The 23,257-nt window shown below is 58.3% G+C and carries 19 protein-coding genes and 1 pseudogene; 15 read left to right on the forward strand and 5 right to left on the reverse strand.

The genetic code is table 11. From position 1 onward, the window contains the following. Nucleotides 1-557 precede the first annotated feature (557 nt). On the forward strand, nt 558-1,619 hold the full coding sequence (locus NKJ13_RS24575; RefSeq protein WP_352705765.1) for an NAD-dependent epimerase/dehydratase family protein: 1,062 nt from the start codon (nt 558-560) through the stop codon (nt 1,617-1,619). 5 nt (nt 1,620-1,624) lie between these two features. Further along, complete coding sequence (locus NKJ13_RS24580) at nt 1,625-2,947, forward strand: DUF4910 domain-containing protein (RefSeq protein ID WP_352507551.1); 1,323 nt, start codon at nt 1,625-1,627, stop codon at nt 2,945-2,947. Between the two features lie 37 nt (nt 2,948-2,984). Here NKJ13_RS24580 and rfbC read toward each other — a convergent pair whose 3' ends face one another. Then, the gene (gene rfbC, locus NKJ13_RS24585; protein ID WP_352507552.1) at nt 2,985-3,524 is read right to left on the reverse strand and encodes a dTDP-4-dehydrorhamnose 3,5-epimerase; all 540 of its coding nucleotides are present in this window, start codon (nt 3,522-3,524) and stop codon (nt 2,985-2,987) included. Nucleotides 3,525-3,863: 339 nt separating this feature from the next. Between rfbC and NKJ13_RS24590 the strand changes: the two genes are divergently transcribed. The 4 genes from NKJ13_RS24590 (at nt 3,864) to NKJ13_RS24605 (ending at nt 7,044) form a co-directional block, all read left to right on the forward strand. After that, the gene (locus NKJ13_RS24590) at nt 3,864-5,159 is read left to right on the forward strand and encodes a methyltransferase domain-containing protein (protein ID WP_352738787.1); all 1,296 of its coding nucleotides are present in this window, start codon (nt 3,864-3,866) and stop codon (nt 5,157-5,159) included. Beyond that, nucleotides 5,156-5,971, forward strand: coding sequence for a sugar phosphate nucleotidyltransferase (locus NKJ13_RS24595; RefSeq protein ID WP_352507553.1), 816 nt, complete (start codon nt 5,156-5,158; stop codon nt 5,969-5,971). Before NKJ13_RS24590 ends, NKJ13_RS24595 begins: the two co-directional genes overlap by 4 nt. Further along, nucleotides 5,968-6,621 carry a PIG-L deacetylase family protein gene (locus tag NKJ13_RS24600; protein WP_352507554.1) on the forward strand — a complete coding sequence of 218 codons (654 nt, stop codon included), beginning with the start codon at nt 5,968-5,970 and terminating at the stop codon, nt 6,619-6,621. Before NKJ13_RS24595 ends, NKJ13_RS24600 begins: the two co-directional genes overlap by 4 nt. Nucleotides 6,622-6,777: 156 nt before the next feature. Beyond that, complete coding sequence (locus NKJ13_RS24605; RefSeq protein WP_352507555.1) at nt 6,778-7,044, forward strand: hypothetical protein; 267 nt, start codon at nt 6,778-6,780, stop codon at nt 7,042-7,044. Between the two features lie 139 nt (nt 7,045-7,183). On the opposite strand, the gene NKJ13_RS24610 is transcribed toward NKJ13_RS24605, so the two are convergent. After that, nucleotides 7,184-7,942, reverse strand: coding sequence for a LuxR C-terminal-related transcriptional regulator (locus NKJ13_RS24610; RefSeq protein WP_352507591.1), 759 nt, complete (start codon nt 7,940-7,942; stop codon nt 7,184-7,186). 562 nt (nt 7,943-8,504) lie between these two features. After that, nucleotides 8,505-9,161, reverse strand: a complete 657-nt coding sequence (locus NKJ13_RS24615) for a Crp/Fnr family transcriptional regulator (RefSeq protein ID WP_352507556.1) — start codon at nt 9,159-9,161, stop codon at nt 8,505-8,507. A 393-nt stretch (nt 9,162-9,554) separates the two neighbouring features. On the opposite strand from NKJ13_RS24615, the gene ligD reads away from it, so the two are divergent. Continuing rightward, nucleotides 9,555-12,176 carry a non-homologous end-joining DNA ligase gene (gene ligD, locus NKJ13_RS24620; RefSeq protein ID WP_352778702.1) on the forward strand — a complete coding sequence of 874 codons (2,622 nt, stop codon included), beginning with the start codon at nt 9,555-9,557 and terminating at the stop codon, nt 12,174-12,176. A 705-nt stretch (nt 12,177-12,881) separates the two neighbouring features. On the opposite strand, the gene NKJ13_RS24625 is transcribed toward ligD, so the two are convergent. Together NKJ13_RS24625 and NKJ13_RS24630 are read right to left on the reverse strand one after the other, a co-directional pair. After that, on the reverse strand, nt 12,882-13,958 hold the full coding sequence (locus NKJ13_RS24625; RefSeq protein ID WP_352778703.1) for an FAD-binding oxidoreductase: 1,077 nt from the start codon (nt 13,956-13,958) through the stop codon (nt 12,882-12,884). Between the two features lie 91 nt (nt 13,959-14,049). Next, complete coding sequence (locus tag NKJ13_RS24630; RefSeq protein WP_352738793.1) at nt 14,050-14,907, reverse strand: LysR family transcriptional regulator; 858 nt, start codon at nt 14,905-14,907, stop codon at nt 14,050-14,052. A gap of 133 nt (nt 14,908-15,040) precedes the next feature. Here NKJ13_RS24630 and NKJ13_RS24635 point away from each other — a divergent pair, with 133 nt between their 5' ends. The 8 genes and pseudogenes from NKJ13_RS24635 to NKJ13_RS24670 form a co-directional block, all read left to right on the forward strand. Continuing rightward, on the forward strand, nt 15,041-16,123 hold the full coding sequence (locus NKJ13_RS24635) for an amidohydrolase family protein (RefSeq protein WP_352507560.1): 1,083 nt from the start codon (nt 15,041-15,043) through the stop codon (nt 16,121-16,123). 11 nt (nt 16,124-16,134) lie between these two features. Next, entirely contained in the window at nt 16,135-16,488 is a 354-nt protein-coding gene (locus NKJ13_RS24640; protein WP_292653661.1) for a Rieske (2Fe-2S) protein, read from the forward strand. A 112-nt stretch (nt 16,489-16,600) separates the two neighbouring features. After that, nucleotides 16,601-18,208 (forward strand): ABC transporter substrate-binding protein, encoded by a 1,608-nt coding sequence (locus tag NKJ13_RS24645; RefSeq protein ID WP_352479459.1) that lies wholly within the window; start codon nt 16,601-16,603, stop codon nt 18,206-18,208. A 100-nt stretch (nt 18,209-18,308) separates the two neighbouring features. Continuing rightward, a complete protein-coding gene (locus tag NKJ13_RS24650) occupies nt 18,309-19,355 on the forward strand; it encodes an ABC transporter permease (RefSeq protein ID WP_352507561.1) in 1,047 nt (348 codons plus the stop codon). Beyond that, complete coding sequence (locus NKJ13_RS24655) at nt 19,352-20,236, forward strand: ABC transporter permease (RefSeq protein WP_352507562.1); 885 nt, start codon at nt 19,352-19,354, stop codon at nt 20,234-20,236. Before NKJ13_RS24650 ends, NKJ13_RS24655 begins: the two co-directional genes overlap by 4 nt. Next, entirely contained in the window at nt 20,226-21,857 is a 1,632-nt protein-coding gene (locus NKJ13_RS24660; protein WP_352507563.1) for an ABC transporter ATP-binding protein, read from the forward strand. Before NKJ13_RS24655 ends, NKJ13_RS24660 begins: the two co-directional genes overlap by 11 nt. Nucleotides 21,858-22,024: 167 nt before the next feature. Then, a complete protein-coding gene (locus NKJ13_RS24665) occupies nt 22,025-22,882 on the forward strand; it encodes a protein-L-isoaspartate O-methyltransferase family protein (protein ID WP_352507564.1) in 858 nt (285 codons plus the stop codon). Nucleotides 22,883-23,085: 203 nt separating this feature from the next. Next, nucleotides 23,086-23,181, forward strand: a pseudogene (locus tag NKJ13_RS24670) (aromatic-ring hydroxylase C-terminal domain-containing protein); the annotation flags it as partial. Nucleotides 23,182-23,257: the final 76 nt, after the last annotated feature.

Consider the following 23,257-nt stretch of genomic DNA (forward strand, 5'->3'; position numbering starts at 1 on the left):
TACTCCCGCGGTCGAGGCGGTCCTGGCGGCCCTGGGCGAAACTGATACCCAAGGGCTTTCGTGCCCACCCGTCCATTCCCTTCGCGACGTCTTCGGCCAACTCGCCCTGACCGATCTCGTGGTGGCGATCCGCTTCCAGTATTGTGGCCGCCCTGATGGCGGGAAAGCCCCTGATATCACTGGGCTATGCGCTGAAGAACGACCAATTGCCCGGTCAGAGCGGTTCCGTCAGAATCTTGCCAGCGCGTCGAAAGCTTCGATGTCGAAATCTTGATCAGGCAGTGGCTTGTGGCGCATCGGGAAAGAACATGCGCGCAGGGTCCGTAACAGCGTCGAAAAATTCAGGGAGAGCCTCGAAGTCCAGCACGAATTCCTGCTCTCGACCATCCTTTGACGGAAAAGCCGTCGAAAGGACTAGGGGCTCACCGCCCGAAAGAGGTAGCCGACGGTAAGGCTTCGTCCAACGGGGCATCCTGATCGCCCATTGGCGTTCTCCCCCACTCCTCTCAGCCCACGTAGCCTCTGCGTGATCATATCCGCCCGAGAAGAGGTGTGCGATGAAAGTCATAGTAACCGGTCATCAAGGCTATATCGGCTCGGTGATGGTGACGATGCTGCTCCGTGCTGGGCATTCGGTAACAGGCTACGATAGCGACCTGTACCGGCGCTGCACCTTTGCTTGGGGAGGAGAGCAGGCTTCCGTCCCGTCCATCCAAAAGGACGTCAGGGACGTGCAAGCGCGCGACCTCGAAGGATTCGACGCCGTCATTCACCTGGCGGCTCTTTCCAACGACCCGCTGTCCGACTTCGATCCAGACATCACCTACGAGATCAATCACAAGGGTAGCGTCCGCTTCGCGAAGGCGGCCAAGGAGGCGGGCGTGTCGCGCTTCCTCTTCGCGTCATCGTGCAGCAATTACGGACAGGCGGGCGACGGAATGGTCGACGAAACGGGCGAGCTCAAGCCGGTTACGCCCTACGGCTGGTCCAAGGTGCTTTCCGAACGGGATATTTCCGAACTGGCCGACAGCAGCTTCTCTCCGACCTATTTCCGGCCCGCCACGGCCTACGGGCTGTCGCCCCGGCTCCGCTTCGACATTGTGCTGAACAATCTTGTCGCCTGGGCCGTTACCAGAGGGGTGATCCTCCTGAAATCCGACGGGACACCGTGGCGGCCGATCGTCCACATCGAGGACTTTTCCAGGGCGTTTATTGCCGGACTGGAAGCACCGCGCGAGATCATTCACAATGAAGCCTTCAATGTGGGTCGGACGGATCACAATTACAGGATCCGCGATATAGCCAAGATCGTCGCCGAGGTCGTGCCGGGCTGCCGACTCGAATTCGCGTCCGATGCTGGACCCGACAAACGATCCTATCGCGTCAGCTTCGACAAAATTGCGCGTACCCTGCCTGCCTTCAAACCGCAATGGGATGCGCGTAAGGGTGCCGAGCAGCTTTACCAAGCTTACCGCAAGTCGAATGTTACTCTCGAGGAATTCGAGGGGCCCCGCTTCCAGCGCATCGGCCATATCCGGTACCTTTTGGCCAACGGACTTTTAGTCGGGCGCATGCGGGTCGCTGAACGTTCGACAACGCTGGATGTCGCAGCCGAGTAATGGGAATGGAACACCTGAACCCCTACGGACTCGGGCCGCCGCCGTCTTCTTTCGGCGTCGGCCAGGAAATCTATGCCTTGGTCGAACGTCTCTTTCCGATCTGCAGGAGCATCACCGGAGATGGGGTGCGACAAACGCTGGATATCCTATCGGGACACGTTGATTTGGAAAGGCACGAAGTGCCCACCGGGACGCAGGTGCTCGACTGGACTGTTCCGAGGGAGTGGAACATCCGCTCGGCGAGCATCACAGGCCCGGACGGGAAAACGGTCGTGGATTTCGCCGACTCCAACTTGCACGTCGTCAACTACAGCGTACCCTTCAAGGGAGTCCTGCCGCTCGACGAACTGCGGCCGCACATCCATACGCTGCCTGAACAGCCAGAGGTGATCCCATACCGCACCTGCTATTACGCCCCGGCATGGGGCTTCTGCGTGGCCTACGAATGTGTCGCCAAGATGCCCGACGGCCTCTATCGGGTGGAGATCGATGCTGAACTCAAGGACGGCAGTCTCACTTACGGCGAATACCTGCACTGCGGGCAGACGGAGCGGGAATTCTTTCTTTCGGCACACATCTGCCACCCGTCACTGGCCAACGACAACTGTTCAGGCCTGGCCCTGCTGGCAACCCTTGCTAGAAGCCTGAAGGCAAGGAAAACAAGATACAGCTACCGCTTCCTGTTCGCTCCGGGTACGATCGGCTCCATTGCATGGCTGTCGCTCAACGAGGACCGGACACATCTGATCGACCACGGTTTGGTGCTGTCATGCGTTGGCGATGCCGCTAGCCCGGCATACAAGCGCAGTCGTCAAGGCGACGCCTTCATCGACCGTGCCATGGCCCATGTGCTCGGGCAGGAAGCAGGGGCAAAGTTGATGGATTTCTCCCCTTACGGCTATGACGAGAGGCAATATTGTTCGCCGGGCTTCAATCTTCCAGTCGGCATGTTTCAGCGAAGCGTCCACGGCACCTTCCCCGAATACCACACGTCGGCCGACAATCTCGACTTCATCGGCCCGGAGCACCTGGAAGACTCCTTCCGGATTCTGACGGATGTGATCGACATCGTCGAAGGGGACTGGACGCCTTCGAACCTTTTTCCCAAGGGCGAACCACAGCTCGGCAGACGCGGCCTCTACGCAGCCCTGGGAGGGCAGAAGTCTTCGGGAGCAACCTCGATGTCCCTGCTTTGGGTGCTCAATCTCGCCGACGGACAGCATTCGCTTCTTTCGATGGCGGAGTGCTCGGGTCTGCCATTCAGGGAATTGGCCGCCGCCGCGAGATTACTGTCAGATCACGGTCTCCTGGCCGAGGGGCCCGCATGAGCGCTGTTGAACCTTTCGCTTCCAGTCTTTCGGTTCATTAGGGGACCGGCTTCTTGACCAGCGGCCACGTCCTGTCCTTCTCCGACATCGCGGTCGGCATCAAAGGCCAGTTTATCGAAATGGCGGGGTCGCTGTAGCGGACGCCTTTCGATGCGTGGGGTGTATAGAACTGCGATATGAGATACGAGACCTCGGCGTCCTTCGTCAGGGTCTGGAGCCCGTGGGCGAACCCGGCAGGGATGTAGACCTGTTTCATGTTTTCGGGCGTCAACTCGAAGCTCAGCCAGCTGTGCCGCGTCGGCGAGTTCAGGCGCAAGTCCACGACGACATCAAAAATCGCGCCGCGGACACAGGAGACAAGCTTTACCTCGGCATACGGATCCTCTTGATAATGCAGCCCCCGGAGGGTTCCCTTTTCGACCGAATGAGCGCGGCTGTGCTGGACAAAGCGCGTCACCAGCCCGCAATCAGCCATTTCTTTTTCGCAGAACAGGCGGGTGAAGGAACCGCGGTCGTCAATCACCGGCGTCGGCTCGATCAGCCAGACACCCTTCAGCTCCGTTTCGGTAAACTGCATGTCAACCTTAGCCCCAGTTGCCGGGTAAGGGCCGGCAGTCCAATTGTTGGCATCGCCCGCTCGGGCTGGAAGAGCTACCTAAGTCTTAGGTGGCTTCTCCGATAGCGGTATGCCGGGCCGGTCGCTTACCCGATCGAGGGTCTTGGCGGCTTCACTGCCCCTACGGTTTGCCTATTAGGATTAAGGCAACCCAACGGATTGGCAAATCGAACCCGCGCGCGCACCGTCCTAAGCTGCCGCTGCCATAAAAGAAGCACCTCCTGCGGAGTGCGGCGGCAAAGGTTCTTGGTCAGGCCAATGCGTCTCCGTCTTTTCAAACCGGCGGGACAGGAGCACGGAATGAACATTCAGGCTGTCGAAATCGTTCGCGACCATAACGGGGCACGCCGGACTGCCAGCTGCAGACTTTGCGGATCGCGCCTGTGCCACACACTAGTTGATCTAGGCATGTCGCCTCCTTGCGAGGGCTTCCTGCGGCCGGACCAGCTCGACCAGATGGAACTCTATTACCCGCTCAAAGTACTGGTCTGCGACAGCTGCTACCTGGTGCAACTCAAGGAGTACATGAGCCCCGAGACCATCTTCAGCGAATATGCCTACTTCTCTTCTTTCTCGACAAGTTGGGTAGCCCACTCGAAAGCCTATTGCGAGGCGATCACGAAGCGGCTTGGGCTTGGAACTCACAGCTTTGCGGTGGAACTGGCAAGCAACGACGGTTACCTGCTGCAGCACTTCCTGCCGCTCGGCGTTCCCGTGCTTGGCGTCGAGCCGGCGGCCAACGTTGCGCGCGCTGCGGTCGAGAAGGGCGTGCCTACCCGAGTCGACTTTTTTGGAGCGCGGCTGGCAAATGAAATGGCGGCCGAAGGGCTTCACGCCGATCTCATCATTGGCAACAACGTCCTGGCGCAGGTGCCGAACCTCAACGACTTCGTCGCGGGAATGAAAATCCTTCTCAAACCAGAGGGCGTAATCACTCTCGAGTTCCCGCACATCGAGCGGCTGATGGCCGAGAACCAGTTCGATACCATCTACCACGAGCATTTTTCATATTTCTCGCTGCTGACGATCGATCTGATGGCGGCCCGCCACCGGTTGCGGCTCATTGATGTCGAGGAACTGCCCACCCATGGCGGCTCGCTGCGTGTTTATCTCGCCAACGAGGGCAGCAGCTGGGCCGTGGATCACAATGTCGGCGAACTCCTCGACCGTGAAAAGAGGCACGGGCTGACTGTAATGACGACCTACACCTCCTTCGGCTACAAGGCGCAGCGCGCGAAGCGAGATCTCCTAGCGTTCCTGATTTCGGCTAAAAACGAAGGCAAGAAGATCTGCGGGTACGGCGCGCCTGGCAAGGGCAACACGCTGCTCAACTACTGCGCTATCGGCACCGACTTCCTCGATTTCACGGTGGACCGCAATCCATATAAGCACGGCCGCTTCACGCCGGGCATGCACATCCCAATCAAGCCCATCGACGCGATCGACCAGGCCAAGCCAGATTACATCCTAATCCTTCCGTGGAACCTGAAGGACGAGATCGTCCAGCAGATGCACCATGTCGCCGCTTGGGGCGCGAAATTCGTGGTGCCAATTCCTTTCGTGACAGTGATCGATTCATCGGAGTTACCAAGATGAAAGTCATCCTTTTCTGCGGAGGCCGCGGGACCCGGATCCGGGACTATTCCGAAAGCATACCGAAGCCGATGATTCCGCTCGGCCAGCAGCCGATCCTGCGCCACGTCATGCAGTGGTACAGCGATTACGGACACGACGAATTCGTCTTGTGCCTGGGCTACAAGGCAACCGTCATTAAGGATTTCTTTCTGAACACCCGGCCACAGACCTTTTCCGATTGCGTGGTCACCCATGGTGGCCAAGACGTGAAGCTGCTTGGCGACATCGTCAAGGACTGGAGCATTACCCTGCTCGACACAGGCATCTGGCGCAACATCGGAGAGCGCCTCTGGGCCGCGCGGGATCACGTCAGGAACGAGAGGATGTTCCTGGCCAACTACTCCGACGGCCTGACCGATGTCGACCTCGACGATATGATCGCGAAGTTCGAGGCCAGCGGCAAGATCGGCTGCTTCCTTGCCGTGCACGCGCCGCTGACATACCACTTGGCCGACATCGCGGAAGACGGCCGCGTGCGCGAGTTCCGCACGACGGAAACGTCGGAGATCTGGATCAATGGCGGCTACTTCGTATTCCGCCCCGAAATCTTCGACTACATACGCGACGGCGAGGAACTCGTTCTCGAACCCTTCGGACGACTCATCGCTGACAACAAGCTGATGGCGTACAAGCACGAAGGGTTCTGGCGTTCGATGGACACGCTGCGCGATTGGCAATCACTCGAAGACATGGTCGAAAAGGGCGACATGCCCTGGAATATGAAGGTCACCGCCGAGAAAAACAGGCGCAATGTGCTGCTGGCCGTATCATGAGGGGGCTTGGCCTCGCACGTCGCGGGGAGGAACTCTCGATCCTCTGCCTTGGTGCCCATTCCGACGACATCGAAATCGGTGCGGGAGGCACGATACTCGGCCTGATCGCGTCGGGCGTCAAACTGGACGTCCGCTGGTGCGTGCTGAGCGCAGGCGGTCGACGGGTCGCGGAAGCCAGGGCTTCGGCCGAAGCGTTCCTCGAAGGATCGAGCTCGTCCACTGTCGACGTTGCGGATTTCGAAGACAGCTACTTCCCTGCCCATAGCCGATCGATCAAGCAGTGGCTGACGGATGTAAGATCACGGGTTGATCCCGACGTAGTGTTAACCCACGCCAGGTTCGACGCCCATCAGGACCACCGGGAGGTTAACCAACTGACCTGGAACGTCTTCCGCGATCATCTAGTGCTCGAGTACGAGATCCCGAAATGGGATGGCGACCTTTGCCAGCCCAATGCCTACGTGCCGCTCACGGCCGACGTGCTGAAGCGCAAGATCGAGCTCCTCTACGAACATTTCGGGACGCAGCGCTCCAAGGACTGGTTCGACCGCGAGACATTCGCCGGGCTTGCGAGGTTGCGCGGAATGGAATGCCGAGCACCAGAGCATTTCGCCGAGGCCTTCACGCTCCGGAAGATCAAAATTCTTTAGCAGTTGGCCCATATTCTCCTGTGAATAAGGGTGGATCCACGAATTGATCGAGTGAAACAGCTTGTATTCACCGCCTGAGTTGATAAGAAAAAGAATACATACATTAAATATAACGAATTTTTACTACCATTTTGAATTTGAGGGGTTCACATCAAAATGGGCAAAGCAAAAATAGCTTCTGGATTGTCGTTCAGCGAAGTCCGGATCGGAACGGTCGAGGGCGGAGAAGCCGGAGTTCTGGTGTGGAAACGCGACCAACTGGTGGCGGTCCTTACCCAGATCGACGAGGAAGTCTACTCCACGAAAGGCAAATGGTTTCTCGAGACGGGATTCGGGCTGCTGAGTGGGCAGCACAAGAATTTCGACACGATCGAGGAGGCCATACGATGGGTTGGCAGACACACCTATCCCGAGCCTGCTTAGACTGCAGATTGAGCGGCCGATTCCGCGGCAGCAATTAACCCGACTTACGCTCAACTGGGCAAACTGACGATCGTGCCGAAGACCCATGACGGAGGCCCTTCGACTTCCGGGACCCAAGGCAGGCAGCATTATGCCTGGGTCACTCTTGAGCCAGAGTTCCTTCCGCGAGGAGATCGTTGACCTTGTAGGCGACTTCCGTGCGGTTGGTCGCCTTCAGCTTCTTCATGATATTTCGGATGTGGACCTTCACGGTGCTTTCGCGCAGATTCAGTTCGTAGGCGATGATCTTGTTCGCCTTGCCGCGCCGAAGCGCTTGGGCAACCTCGGCCTGCCTGAGCGTGAACATGCCTGTCAAAGGCTGCGTGTCGCGACTGCCCGAATCTATCAGGTGCCGCATGGAAAGGACACTGCTCGCTGGCACGAAGATGCCGCCCGCTGCCGCAAGGTTGATAGCCTCGACACAGACGTCGATACCGACTGAGGTCGGAATGTAGCCGCGTGCGCCGCATTCGAGAGCGGTCAGTATCTGTGCAAGCTCTTCGGTGTCGGCCAGGATGACCACAGGAACTGATTTGAACTCGGACGAAATATGACTGATCTCGTCTGCGATGCCATGATCGGTGACCTTCCGGCCGCCAAGGTTGAAGAGTATGGCTGCAAGGGGAAGGGCCGAACCCTTCTTCACGCGCCATTCGCCGATCGAACCCATGGCGACGACCTGCATGCCGAGATCGTGGTCCACGAGAGCCGATGCGAGACACTCGCGGTCTAAGGCTCTTCCGTCTAGGATGAGGAGACATTCCCTGCCTGCTTGCCCGCGGACGCTTTCCGTTCCGTCGGACGGAACTCCTGACCGATTGGCCGAAGTGTAGTTATGCAGTTCTGCTGTGGAATCCATATCAATACCCACTCTTTCCCGAACAAGCCGCCTTGCGGCGGCCGATATAGTATCCTCATTCCCTAGCATTGAAGGTTTGATACCACGCCTTGTGAAAGGTCGAGGCTCGATTACCCCACTAAACCCTTTTGCAGTTCTCCGCCCTCAGCGAGACCAGCTTGGGAAGTGTAAGGTTTATTATTAAGCAGTCTCTAACATAGGTTGTCTTTTCATAATTTTCAGACAATCCCATGCCGAGCTGGACTGCAATCTGGCTGAAGACGCAGGCATGGACCGCCGCAGGCACTAGCGATCGACGTTCGACTGCCTGCTGGCGATGGCCAAGCGGCCCAACGCTTTAGCTCGAGAACGCTTGGTCTACCCGTACTATGTGGGCACTTGCAGATATTTCGGCAGTGCGCCGGTCCTCGCGACAGACCGTGTTGCCGTCGCGGCTGCCGCCGTCGAGACATACGCGGCCCTGCCAGGTATGCGGCGCACGACCAGTTGTCCGCAAACGTCGTGTCTCCCAGCGGAAAATTTACTGATGGCCGATGCGCTGCCGCTCGAACAGAGATACCCGTTACCTGAGATACTCTTTATCGAATCCGGCTGTTTCAACCAGCTTCTTGCGGTTGATCACCTCTACATGGCCTGACTTGAAAGAGACGAGATCGGCCTTGCGAAGTTCCCTTAATGTTCGGTTGACGTGAACGGTGGTCATTCCAAGAATGTCGGCCAGTTCATTTTGGGTAAGGGGACAATCATATCTTCCATGGGCCGACAGCCCAACCATGGAGAGCCTCTCCTCCAACTCGAGCAGGAAATGGGCCGTGCGCCTCATCGCGTTCCGCCGCCCGGTATTCATAAGATGTTCGGCAAGGATGGCGTTCAGGCGGGCCAGGGAGTAGGCGATCTTCTTGCCGAGGCGGCCGTCCGACAAGATCGCCTCTACCAGTTCCTTACTGGAAATTTCATAAACGGCTAGTTCGGTTATGGCCGCCAGTGACGCTAGACGGGGTCCGTCCGCACCACGGAAACCGACAATGTCCCCCCTAAGAGGAGTGTCGATGATCTGCCGTTCTCCGTCCAGTAATCCCTGGTAAAGGATGGCCCAACCCGATTTTACGATGAATATCTCGCTGTTGTCGTCATCCTGGCGGCATATCACCGAATGGGGTTTGTAGATTTTTGCGGTAACACCGAGAAAATCGTCGTTCCCCCACTCGTTCTTTGACAATGTCCCCCCTATGGGATGAGAGCTTATGAACTGCAATAATGTTTGCATGGAGTATCACGAGGTTGCTTCTATTTCCCATCACCTTCAATGTAATCTCCATTATCTCCCGGATAATTTCGACAGAACGACCTCTTACCCTAGGGGCAGGCTGGCCCACTGTCCTCGTCTGTTTGAATGAGGTAAACTGCGTCTAGCTAGGGGTGCTGCAAGGGCGGTTAAGCCTCCGAGTATCCACCGTAAGGAGGAGTGCCTGCCGCGTCCTGCAGTTGCGGGATCTTAGGCTACGCCCTTTGGCTCTCTTGCCCGGAATACCCACCTGCCGAAAGATGAGCCGTCGGACAGCGTCCTGCGTGCGCACACCAGGGCCAAACCAAGCGGGAGGGCCGATCAACAATGCAGGTCTCTTTACCGGGCTTGCTGGTGTGCGCGGCTATTTTGGTCGTTGCCTACTATTCCAGGGGAATGCTGATCATAGGCCTGATAGCTTCCCAGGCGTTCGGCGCGACGGCCCTCATGACCCTGACCTTTTTAGGTGGATCATCTCCACTGATCTACACCATGTTTGCGGCCCTGCTCGTCATGGCGGTTACTGCAAGGCGTCGCATCTGGTTCGACCTTGGCAGCGTATTCGGAAGCATCCGCCCTGTTTGGGTTCTCACGAGCCTCATAGCGTACGCAATCATCGGAGCATGGCTGTTTCCAAGATTCTTCGCAGGACAGACCGCCGTCTTCGTACAGTCGAAAACCCGCGGCGCCGTCGTCGAAGCTTCTCTCGCGCCGGTTTCGGGCAACGTTTCCCAGACGGGCTACTTCATTCTTGGCGGGCTCACCGCCATCGCGCTTTGTGCGCTGCTGCTGCACTCCAACAGGATCGATCAGGTCCGCCGCGGCTTCTTTCTGTGGTGCGGTCTGCACACAGGCATGGGGCTGGTCGATTTCATTGGCAAGAACGCTGGGGCGGGAGATTTGCTCTCCCCGATCAGAACCGCGAACTACGCCCTTATAACGGAGGCGGTCGAGGCAGGATTCGTTCGGATCACGGGACCTTTTTCGGAGGCCTCTTCCTTCGCTGGCGTTTCCCTCGCCTGCTTGGCATTCTGCTACACGTACTGGAGAAAGACTAAATCACGCCTTGCCCAGTGGCTGGCAGGCGTCCTGCTCTTCCTGACCATTCTGTCGACATCATCGACCGCCTACGCTGGTCTGATTCTCCTGTGCATTCCGGTCGCCTTCTCGACGTTGCTTTCGGTCCTCAGGGGGAAGGTTCAGCGCGAGGAGATACTGATAACCGCGCTAATGGCCACAGGCGTGGTGGCCATAATAGGCATCAGCCTCTACAATGCCGAGGTCCTAGAACCGTTCGTCAAGCTAATAAACGCCACCATTATCAACAAGGCGGATTCTGCCTCCGGCGAGGAGCGCACCTACTGGAACATCAAGAGCCTGCAATCCTTCCTGGACACCAGTGGCCTTGGCGTCGGTTTCGGCAGTTCGAGGGCATCGAGCTGGCCGATCGCAGTTCTGTCCCAGCTTGGCGTCTTCGGATCGCTCCTGATGACCATCATGCTCGGTGTCGTCGTCCGCGGAATGGGCCGGGTACGCAAATGGGTGGACCCGGAGACCGATGCAGTCGTGACGAGCGTCAGAAACGCTTCCCTCGCCAGCATAGTTGCCGGCTCAGTGTCAGGTGGCGGCGCCGATCCAGGCATTCTCTTCTTCACCGCATTTGCCGTCGTTGCCGCCACGAGGACGCATGCTCGGCGCACCATGGCAGTAAAACGATCAAACTGGCTACTGATCAAGCATAGCGATCAACAAGCTCGCGACGGTGATGGCGAAGCGGTCTTGGCGGAGGCCTCCGGCCGAACTGTGGCGACGATGGGCGCCGGAAAGCGTGCAGGCACAAAACCTTTTGCGATGAGCGGCTTCGCAGCAGGCAATGGCGGCGTCGTGTGGGACAGTAACCCGGGCGCCCCCAGGGACAAGCGTGCTACCAAAAAAGCAAAGCCGTCCCAGCCCCACCGGAAAGCTGCCTCGCGCACTGCCGAGGCAAGAATGCCGGAGTTCATCGCCCCTCAAATGTGCGAGACCCTGTCCCGACCCCCTGGTGGGCGCGAGTGGGTCCACGAGATTAAGCTCGACGGCTATCGAATCCAGCTGCGTGTTCAAGCCGGCGCCGTCACGCTGAAGACGCGCAAAGGCCTGGATTGGACCTACAAGTTTGCGGCAATTGCAAAAGAGGCGTCAAGCCTTCCCGATGTCATCATCGATGGCGAGATCGTGGCGCATGGCGAAAACGGAGCGCCGGATTTTTCCGCCCTACAGGCCGCTTTGTCGCTGAGGAGAACCAATGACCTTGTCTTCTTTGCCTTTGACATATTGTTCGATGACGCTGGCGAGTTGCGGCAAATGCCGCTCTGCGCCCGGAAGGAGCGCCTGAAACAGATGCTAAGCAATGTTCATCATGGGGAGGGCAGTGAGCTCGTCCGTTATGTGGAACACTTCGCAAATAGCGGTCATGCGGCCCTGCGAGTTGCGGGCATCATCTCGAAGAAGATCGATGCGGTGTACGTGTCGGGCAGAAGCGATGGCTGGGCGAAATCAAAATGTCGGTCTGGCCATGAAGTGATTATCGGGGGGTGGTCATCCACCAACGGCAAGTTTCGGTCGTTGTTGGTTGGCGTCAATCGCGGTGACCATTTCGCCTACATTGGCCGGGTAGGGACGGGCTACAGTAAGGCGAAGGTCAAGCAGCTTCTCCCACGTCTAAAGGCTGCCGAGGCTAAGACGTCGCCCTTCGCCGGCAATGGAGCCCCAAAAGAAGATCCGGCCATATTTTGGACCAGACCGGAACTTGTTGCAGAAATCGAAATGGCGGGCTGGACACGCGGTGGCAATGTTAGGCAGGCTGCGTTCAAAGGTTTGCGCGACGACAAGTCAGCAAAAGACCTGGGAGCCGAGCGCCCCGCCTATGCCGGAACATCGAGGCGCCGAACCCTTAAAAAAGGCAAGTAGTTAAGCCGGCTGGCCGGCACAGGGCTCTTGCATAGGAGACGTGCCTCATGGAGGTACCTGATTTGTTGGTTTGGATATTCACAAACAGCGGATTTCAATTGCGGTGGCGGAGAGTGGACGCTCCGGATCTCATGAGATCCGGGTTCTAATGAACGGCTTTTCCGTGGCTCTGTTTGGGCGCTCCAAGTTGAGAGCGTAGTCATTGCCTCTATACTAAGGCCGCTACCAACACTTAGGCCTGCCTCAATCCGACGCCGGGAGTCCCCTGCGAGTTGAGGGAAGCGACTATTCAATTGCGAAGCATCGGGTGGCCGCAGGCGGACCGCGCCGGCAAAGGATGATCCAGGAGCTCTTGCCTTCTGTTGTCAGATCGGCTTCCTATTAGTTTGGCGGGACGTCACCTTTCGGCTCGGACAACTTTACGAGTCGGGCAGACATCGTTTGATGCTGTAAGTCACCGAGTTCGCCACCGCATCCGAGTAGCTGCGAAGCCGGCTGGGCTGACCACCACTTGCCCTTTGTCTTGGTTGCAAAGACAGCCCGTTGGGCACTCATTCCCTAGCGATTGTGCACGAGACGATCTCGCTAGTGAAAGTGGTAGGCGGAAAACAGGTTCCGAAACGCTAACCACTTGCGGTCGCATTAGGATGGCTTGGTCGTGGAACGCAAAGGCGTGATCCGATTTCGTCCCGCGATGCGGTACAGTTAGAGATCAAGCAAAACGTCGCCTTGTGGGCGGCTGCAGCACGCCAGGATGTAGCCTGCCGATTTGTCCTCCAAGGTCAGCCCACCTAGGTCATCCATGACGACTTCGCCCGACAGCTTGGCGATCCGGCACGTACCGCAAACTCCCTGCTGGCAGGCGGTGGGGACGTAGACGCCACATTGGCGCGCCGCTTCCAGCAGGGTCTCTCCGGGCGCGCAGTGATGCGCAATGCCGGAGCGGGCGAAGCGGACTGAAGACGAAACTTTTGAATCCGATACCGAACGCGAAACGTTCCCGCCTCCGAAGCTCTCCTCATGATACTGTGAAGGGGCGAGGCCGATTGCGCCGACGCAGTCGCGCGCCGCCTTCATGTAGGATTCCGGCCCACAGGCAAAAACCGTCCGGCTGTGGAGATCGGGAACCAAGGTCAGAAGTATCTCACTATTAATTCGCCCCGTTGGACCCGTCCATGCCGGGTCTTCCTGACCGCAAATGCAAGTCACTTGAACATTGGGAAAGCGAGCGGCAAGTGCGTCCAGTTCGAGCCGAAAGATGATGTCGTCCGGCGTTCTCGCACTATGAATGAAGCGGATATCCTGGTCGGCTGCGCGGTCGGTAAATGCGCGCAGCATCGACATGACGGGAGTTATCCCGCTGCCACCTGAAAGGAAGAGGGACTTTCCATGCGGCAGATCATCGAGATTGAACGAGCCGAGCGGCCCTTCGATCTCGATCCCATCGCCCGGCAGCAAATTGTCATGGAGCCAATTCGAAACCAGCCCGCCCGGCGTCCGTTTCACGGTAATCTGAAGGTCGAGCGGTCGCGTCGGTGGTGACGAAACAGAGTAGGAGCGCGTCACGGCGGCACCGTTGATCCTCAGGTGCACCAGAACATACTGGCCGGCGCTGAAGCAGAACATTCGATCTGAAGCGGGTGTGAGAACGAATGTTTTCACATCGTGCGTTTCGTCGATCACGCGCCGGCAGAGCACAAGTTGCGGCGTGCTCTGGGCCCACTGCCGATGACGCTTCGTCGGGACGAAGCCGGAAGGCCCAAAGGCGGCGTGTGCGTTCATCGTTCAACTCGGGTTTGAAGTCGAGCCAAGATGCCATTTCAAAACCCGCTGAACAGCCGCGCAATCCTACCTTTATGATCGGCAATTTCGATTAAACTTCCAGTGACATGACAGCCACCTGGAGAGCTCGGATGCCTTTGCGAATAATGGGTTCGTGTTTGCGGCGCGCAAGTATCGCCGTATGGACTGGCTGGTGCAGCGTCGGCGCTCCCTCGACGAGGAACGATGGAAGTTCAGCTGTGAACCTGCGCGCATCATCGCTGCGCATGTAGCAGGTGCCGCCCGTTCGCCGCAGCATGATCTCAGCAAGAGTTTCCGATCCCGTCGAAAGCCGGCAGATCGCCAGTTGGGCCAGGAGTTCTGCGTGCGTCTTTTCCAGCACGGCGGTGTAGCCCGGGCGAATGTAGGTTTCAGGGTCGACGTCGGACAGCGTTCTGGCAGCCGTCGAAACCATCACATATTCCTCCACCATCAAATGTTCGTAGGCGATCTCAGGCAGGTAGCGAGGCGCATAAAGGACGGCGATATCCAGATTTCCCATGCTTAGGTCGCTGACCATCTGGTTCGAATAATCCGACTCGACATGGATCGAGGATTTTGGAAGCGCCTGGCACAATGTCTCGACCCATCCGGGCAGGACCGAGCGGGTCATGCCCACCTGTGCGGCGATGCGCAAGGTGCCCTCGAAACGGTTGAACGCTCGTACGTCGTGTCGAGCTTGCGACCAGGTCGACAGCAAGGACCTGGCGTAGACCTCGAACCGCCGCCCTGCGGCTGTCGGCTCAGCACCGGCGCGCCCGCGCTGAAAGAGCTCCGACCCGATCGCACTCTCCAGATTCTTGATGCGGGTGCTGATCGTCGACTGGGTCAATCCCAACCGATCAGCGGTGCGGTTGAAGTTTCGCGACTCGATGATGTCGAGAAAGGTTTCGATGTGATCTAGCTGCACGCGACCTCCGATCGAAAAAGTCGATCATATTGCGCAGGATCATAAGCTTGATCAAACAATACTCAAGGCCGAAGCTGCACTCGGTGAAATCGGCCGGCAGATCGACCAGGCTGAAGCTACGGAGCTGAGCAACGTGTTCATAGTCGACTGCGATTGTCACAATTACTGGTCAAGCGCGACCGTGTTGGAGCCTTACCTTTCCGGCCTATGGAAGGACATGTTCGTTGAAGGCGAGAAGACAGGTCCCGTTGGCGCCTTCCCGCATGGCCATCGTCCCTGGTTTCATCCGCAGGACTTCTCCCGCAAGGACGTCCGTCCGAAGACGGAAGCCGACAACTATCTCATCATGAAGGAGAAGCACCTCGACAAGTACAAGGTCGATGTGGCGATCCTGACTGGCGATGAGCCGATCGAGGCTTCCACTCTCGCCAATCCCTATTATGCCAGCGCCCTCGTCAGCGCCTATAATGACTACCAGATCGACCAATGGCTGCCGAAGGACGACCGCTTCATGGGCTCGATCGTCATCGCGCCACAGGATCCGAAGCTCGCGGCCGCCGAGATACGCCGCCTGGGCAATCATCCGCGCATGGTTCAGGTTCTTGCCTCGCAAGGCTCCGTCAAGCCCTATGGCGATCCGTTTTACCATCCGATCTATGAAGCATGCGCCGAGGTGGGGCTGCCCTTTGCCATACATCTGGGCGGCCATGGCGGCGTGAATTCGACTGCGATTGCTCCTGCGCCGACGACATTCTTCTGGGAGACCCATGCTATCCTGCACATGTCGGCAATTTCGCACGTCGCAAGCATGATTGCGCATGGCGTCTTCGAAAAATGGCCGGACCTCTACTTCGTCATCATCGAATGCGGCGTGGCCTGGGTGCCGTCGGTATTGTGGCGCCTGGACGCAGATTACAAAGCCCTACGCAAAGAGACGCCATGGCTGAAGATGCTGCCTTCCGAATATTGCCGGCGCAACATCCGCTTTTCCACACAGCCGCTGGAGCAGCCCGCAAATATTCAGCATCTCTGGTCCACTCTCGAGGCGATGGACGGTGAAAACACGCTGATGTTTGCCTCTGATTATCCGCATTGGGACTACGACGATGCCAACACGCTACAAATCCCTCCTGCCTGGAAGAACAAGATCATGGGGCTGAACGCGCTGGAGGTCTACAAGCGCATCCCCCGCGCGCAAGCGGCGAATGCCGCCTGAGGAAGCACACGATGCCTGAGAAGACATACATCTGCAGAGTCGACGAGATCGAAACCGGATCTCCCTTCATCGCCAAGATCCGCAGCCTTTCGGTCGGCGTTTTTCGCATCGGAGATTCATTCCACGCGCTGCTGAATGTTTGTCCGCACCGTGGAGCTCCGCTTTGCGAGGGGCCGCAATGCGGAACAACTGCACCGGTCGAAGAGGCGCAATTCATCTATCACCGCGAAAACGAGATCGTGCGCTGCGCCTGGCATGGCTGGGAATTCGACATCAAATCAGGCGCGGCCCTAGTCGATCCGTCCGTTCGCGCGCGCACGTTTCCAGTCACTGTCGAGGCGGGAAGCATCTATGTGACGGCCTGATTGAGGTGCGGATTTGAGCAGTCAGAAGAAAGGGTGATCGCAGCTAACAAGCAGATTTCTACACAGGTGCGTGACGAACAATAACGCGGAAAATCCGCAATGGGAGAGTCAAATGTCAGAATCTGAATATAAGCTTGGTATCGCTCAAAGCCTGATTGGTCGCGGCAAGATTTCCCGTCGCGACTTCATTCATCTTGGGCTGGCCGCTGGGCTGACGCTCACCGCTGCGGACAAGCTCTTCGTCAGCACGGCGCGGGCCGAACCGCTTCAGGGCGGCTTCGCCAAGCTGGGCATGGCACATGGCGCAACGACAGATTCGATCGATCCAGCCGGCTACCTGGATACGTTCACACAGACCGCGTTCTCGGGCTCGATGTCCAACAGCCTCACCGAGGTCGACGCGAAAGGCAACGTCCAACCGGACCTTGCCGAGAGCTTTGAATCGTCGGACGGGGCCAAAACCTGGGTCTTCAAGCTACGCAAGGGCGCAACCTTCCACAATGGCAAGAATGTCACGGCGGACGACGTCGTGGCTTCGCTGCGCTATCATATGGGCGACGAAACCAAGTCGGCGGCGAAGCCACTGCTTGAGCCTGTGGCGAGCATCAAGGCGGATGGCCCGGAGACGGTTGTCTTCACGTTGAAGAGCGGCAACGCCGATTTCCCCTACATCATGAGTGACTACCATCTGGTCATCATGCCGTCCAAGGACGGCAAGGCGGATTGGGGATCGGGCGTTCGCACCGGAGCTTTCGTGCTCGAGAATTTCCAGCCCGGCGTTTCGGCCAAACTCAAGCGCAATCCGAACTATTTCAAGAACGGCAAACCCTACCTCGATGAGGTGGAGTTCATCGCCATCACCGATCTCGCCGCCCGCATGGCCGCGCTATCGACAGGGGAGGTGGACTATATTGGCCGTGCCGACCTCAAGACACTCGGCATGCTGAAACGCAACCCCAAGGTGGAGATCGTCGAGGTCACCGGCTATGGCCACTATACCTTACCGATGAATGTCACGATGGCGCCGTTCGACAATCCGGACGTCCGAATGGCTTTGAAATGGGCGATCAACCGTCAGGAGATCGTCGACAAAATCTTTCTCGGTCACGCCACCGTGGCCAACGACAACCCGATCGCGCCGGCGATCAAATTCGCCACCAATCCGCAGCCGCAGCACAGTTTCGATCCGGAAAAAGCCAAGCATTACCTGAAAAAGGCAGGAATGGAAAAACTGAAGGTGGACCTCTCGGTCGCCGATGCCGCTTTTGCAGGCGCGGTGGATGCGGCTGCGCTCATCCGCGAGACGGCAGCCCAGTGCGGCATCGACGTAAACGTCGTGCGTGAGGCCGAGGACGCCTACTGGGACAATGTCTGGCTCAAGAAACCTTGGTGCGCTTCGTATTGGAGCGGTCGCGCGACAGCCGACTGGATGTTCACGCAAGCCTTTGCCGCAGACTCCAGCTGGAACGAGTCGTTCTGGAAGAATCCCCGCTTCAACGAATTGCTTGTCCAGGCGCGCGCCGAAACGGACGAGGCCAAGCGGGCGGCAATGTATGCCGAGATGCAGCAACTGACCCATGATGATGGCGGCAGCATCGTGCTGGTCTTCAACAATTTCGTCAGCGCCAAATCCAACAAGCTCGCACATGGCGAAGTGGCGCCGAACTGGGAGAATGATGGATTGAAGATGGCCGAACGCTGGTGGATCGCCACTGCGTGAGAGTGCGGGCCGGACCCGCGATGGCTACTGGGCTCCGGCTTGCAGCCGCGGGCCCTGCCTGGTGTGGCAGGGCAGCGACGGCAACGGGAAACGCGTGCAAATGAACCCCGTCGCAAGAACGGTCCTGCAACGCCTTGGCCTCGGCCTGGTCACGCTGTTCATCGTGTCCATCATTATCTTCTCTGCGATTGCAATGCTGCCGGGCGATTTCGCCAAGGCGATGCTCGGGCAATCCGCGACACCCGAAACGGTCGCCGCCTTCCAGCGAGAAATCGGCATCGACCGTCCGCCTGTCGAGCGCTACTTCGTCTGGGTCGGGCAAATGCTCCACGGTGATTTCGGCTCTTCATTCGCCAGTCGCACCGGGTACCGGCGTACCGTCGCCGAGATCATCGCGCCACGCCTCTACAATACGATGTTCCTTGCATCGATGACCGCGCTGATTGCAGTTCCGCTAGCCCTGGGACTGGGCATCCTCGCTGCGCTCTACCGCAATGGCTGGTTCGACCGGCTGGTGAACGCAGTGACGCTGACAACGATTTCGTTCCCGGAGTTTTTCGTCGCCTATATGCTTGCCTATCTCGTCATCTCGCGCGACACGTTCATCGGATCCGAGTTCGCACAATCACTGCCACACTGGCTTGCGGTCTCATTGAACTGGATACTCAATGCAGTTCCCAAGTTCCCGACATTGTCGAATGTGAACGACCAGACGCCGTTCTGGGAGCATGTTTGGAGAGTAGCCTTGCCGGCAATCACGCTTACGCTCGTCATCGTCGCCCATATGATGCGCATGACACGAGCGGCGATCATCAACATGCTGGCAAGCCCCTATATCGACATGGCGCGTCTCAAGGGAATGTCGCCCATGACAATCGTACTCAGGCATGCGTTGCCCAACGCATGGGCTCCGATCGTCACTGTGGTGGCGTTCAATCTGGCTTATCTCGTCGTCGGAGTGGTCGTGGTCGAAGTGGTGTTCGTCTATCCCGGCATTGGTCAGCTGATGGTTGATGCGGTCAAATCCAGGGATGTTCCGGTCGTCCAGGCCTGCGCCCTGATTTTCGCGGCGACCTATATCCTCCTCAATCTAACAGCCGACATCATTTCCATCGCCACCAATCCCAGGCTCCTGCATCCACGATGACCAGCTACGAACCCATCGCTCAGGTTCACAGGCTGAGGCGCTCGCGCGTCACCCGGGCCAAAACGGCGCTGAAGAAGGCACCCTTCAGTGCCTGGTTCGGCATCCTCGTGATCATCGGCTATGTCATCGTTGCGATCTTCGCGCACTGGATCGCCCCATATGGCGAAACGCAGGTCTTCAGCGAAGCCTTCGCGCCGTGGAGCCAGCAGTTCAAATTGGGAACCGACCAGCTCGGCCGCGATATGCTCACACGCTTGATTTATGGTGCGCGCAACACCATCGGTATCGCCGTCGCGACGACACTGTTGTCCTTCGCAGTCGGCGTCTCGCTAGGCCTTCTAGCCGCATTGTACAGAGGATGGCTCGACCAGATACTGTCGCGTGCGGTGGACGTGTTGATGTCGATCCCAAGCCTGATCTTCGCCCTGGTGCTGCTTTCGATCTTCGGCTCGTCGATCACCAGCCTGATAATCATCATTGCGCTGCTCGATTCTACCCGTGTCTTTCGGCTCGCACGCGCTGTCGGGCTTAACGTGGCAGTAATGGAATACGTCGAAGTGGCGCGATTGCGCGGCGAAGGCCCGAAATGGATCATCGCCAAGGAAATCCTTCCCAACGTGATGCCCCCGCTGGTCGCGGAATTCGGCTTGCGATTTTGCTTCGTGTTCCTCACGATCGCGGCACTGTCCTTCCTGGGCGTCGGTATTCAGCCACCGACCGCCGATTGGGGATCGATGGTGCGCGAGAATGCGACCCTGATCACCTACGGCGATGTCACGCCGCTGCTGCCGGCCGGCGCGATTGCCCTCCTCACTGTCTCCGTGAATTTCGTCGTCGACTGGTTCCTCCACGCAACAAGTGGGTTGCGGGATGAAAAATAGCGCCCCCGGATTGCGCGAAAAAGGCAAGGATCTGCTTCAGATCCGCAATTTGCATGTGGAGGGTTTCTCGGATGAGCGGTGGCACCCCATTGTCCGCGGGGTCGATTTGGCGCTGAAGCGGGGGGAGGTTCTTGGCCTGATCGGCGAGTCAGGTGCCGGAAAATCCACCATCGGCCTCGCCGCGATGGGCTACGCCAAGCCGGGCTGCCGGATCACAAAGGGCTCGATCCTGTTCGACGGTATCGATCTTCTGGCAATCAGCGAAACAGGACGTCGCCGCCTCCGAGGCTCGCGCATCGCCTATGTCGCGCAAAGCGCCGCGGCCTCTTTCAATCCAGCCCACCGACTCCTCGATCAGACTGTCGAAACTGTGGTGGCTCATGGGATTGCCAGCCGAGAAAAAGCGAACCGGAGTGCGGTCGATCTCTATCGCCGTCTTCAGCTTCCAGATCCGGAGACCATCGGCTTTCGCTATCCTCATCAGGTTTCCGGCGGACAGTTGCAACGGGCAATGACCGCGATGGCAATGGCTTGCCATCCGGACCTCATCGTCTTCGACGAACCAACGACAGCGCTCGATGTGACGACACAGGTCGAAGTTCTCGCCTCCATTCGCAATATCGTGGAGGAATTCAACACCGCTGCAATCTATGTGACGCATGACCTGGCGGTGGTGGCGCAAATGGCGGACCGCATCATGGTTTTGCGCCATGGACTTACCGTGGAGGAGGCAGAAACGCGCCAGATGCTCGCCTCGCCCAGCCAGGAGTATACCAGAACGCTCTGGGCCGTGCGCAAGCTCGCAAAGCCCGAAGTTCCGGCCGATGACTATCTGCTTACGATAGACAACGTCACGGCGGCCTACGGCCGAGCGGTCAAGGTGCTTCAGGATGTCTCCATCAAAGTTCCACGTGGAAGAACAGTGGCCGTGGTCGGCGAATCCGGTTCCGGGAAATCGACGCTCGCCCGCGTCGTTACCGGCCTGCTGCCACCGCTTTCGGGGTCGATTTCCTTTGCCGGCCAGACCCTTTCCAAGACCCTGAAGACGCGCCCAAAAGAGATCCTGCGCCGCATACAGATGATTTATCAAATGCCCGACAACGCACTAAATCCGCGCCAGACGGTCGAAGAAGTCATAGCTCGGCCGCTTGAGTTCTACCTTGGCCTCCAGGGTGCGCAGAGGGACCGGCGGATCGACGAACTCATGCACATGGTCGAGATGAGCGAAACTTACCTTGACCGTCTGCCGGCCGAACTATCGGGGGGTCAGAAGCAGCGCGTTTGCATCGCTCGGGCCTTGGCCGCCGACCCGGAACTCATTATCTGCGACGAAATCACGTCCGCGCTCGACCAGATTGTGCAAGAGGAAATTCTGAAGCTGTTAATGCGGCTTCAGCGCGACCTCGGCATGAGCTACATTTTCATCACCCATGACATTGCCACCGTGCGAGCCATCGCCGACGAAATTGTGGTCATGCACCAGGGTAAAGTCGTTGAGCAGGGATTAAAGAGCGAAATTCTCACGCCGCCGCATGCACCCTATACCGAACGGCTTTTGTCCTCCGTGCCGGAAATGGATCCGGACTGGCTCACAAGGCTGCTCGCCAGCCGGAGGATGTGATCGTCGGGCAAAGTGTTCTTCCATATCGCCAGGACTTATAGGCTTCGCGGTGGGCGCTGGGCGAAGCAGCGGTCGATCGCACCGTCCATACGAGGATAGCGAGCCTTTGCCGCCGTTCGGCTTCTGAAATGATGATTGAACACGCGCAATTCGGGAGCCAATAGTCCATGCCAACAAGAAGCGATGCTAGTGAAGCGCGCCGGTGGTTTGCCGAAGACCTGCGTGTCTCGTCACCGGTCTTGCACAACCCTGCGGTCATCGAGGCCTTCGCAAAGGTTCCGCGCGAACACTACCTTGGCAACGGACCATGGCGTATCCATTCGAGATTGCAGATCGGGGCGGTCCATACCAGCCCTTCAGCCGCACTTCATGAGATTTACCACGACGTTCTGGTCTCACTTGACGAAAAGCGCGGATTAAACAGCGGTTTGCCGTCGCTTTGGGCCTTGGTTTTCGACCATGTGAACATCGCTCCCGGCCAGACCGTCCTTCAGGTAGGCGCCGGTGTCGGCTATTTCACCGCCATCCTCGCTGAACTGACGGGTTCTGAAGGACGCGTGATTGCCTATGAGATCGACGAAGAACTCGCCCGGCGCGCGCAAAGCAATCTTGCTCATTATGCCCATGTCGAAGTGGTATCCGGTGATGCAACGCAGGCAGTTGATCTGCCGGACCTCGATGTCGTTGTCGCCTTTGCCGGAGTGACGCACGTGCCGGAACGGTGGCTTTCAAATTTGTCCGACGCTGGCCGGATGGCGCTGCCGTTCACGGGCGAAGACCAACGAGGCTTCATGATGCTTCTGGAAAGGGCTGGCGATACCTTTCCCGTACGATCACTTGTGCCATGCGGGTTTTACCCCTGCAGCGGAGCCAGGCGCAGTGACGAAGAAAAGGCCTTGATGGCCGCCCTCAAGGCTGCGCGAGGCAAGGTTACCCGTCTCGCGCAATATCACCGAGGGCGACCAAAAAATGGCAGCGAGAACGCTTGGTTGGTGACCGACACATACTGGATTTCGAAAGCCTAGAGATCGATGTCGAACTTGCGTGTCACCGTAGTAGCGTGCGGCACGGCATTCCACGAACGATCTATACCATCGGGAGCGGTCCGAAACATCATTGCGTCCTGAGTTTCCCCGATCCGCGCGTGCGGATTGCAGGCGCGGTCCTGGCCGGCTGCAGCACAGGCTTTCTCTTGTCCGACGACTGACCAGACCCACGCGGGGTTGAAAGCGGCGGTGCTGTCTTGGTCAGGCCGGACGGCTTTGTCGCGTGGCGGTCATCGCACGGCGTGCCTGACCGTACAGGTGCTGATCGAAACACTTGACGGGTTTGGTTTCCGCACGCAGGCACACGAACACCGTCGGTGAGCGCGCGGATACCTCCTGCGTTCCGCCGCGCCG

Source organism: Mesorhizobium sp. M0174 (assembly GCF_040322275.1).
Classification (GTDB): domain Bacteria; phylum Pseudomonadota; class Alphaproteobacteria; order Rhizobiales; family Rhizobiaceae; genus Mesorhizobium.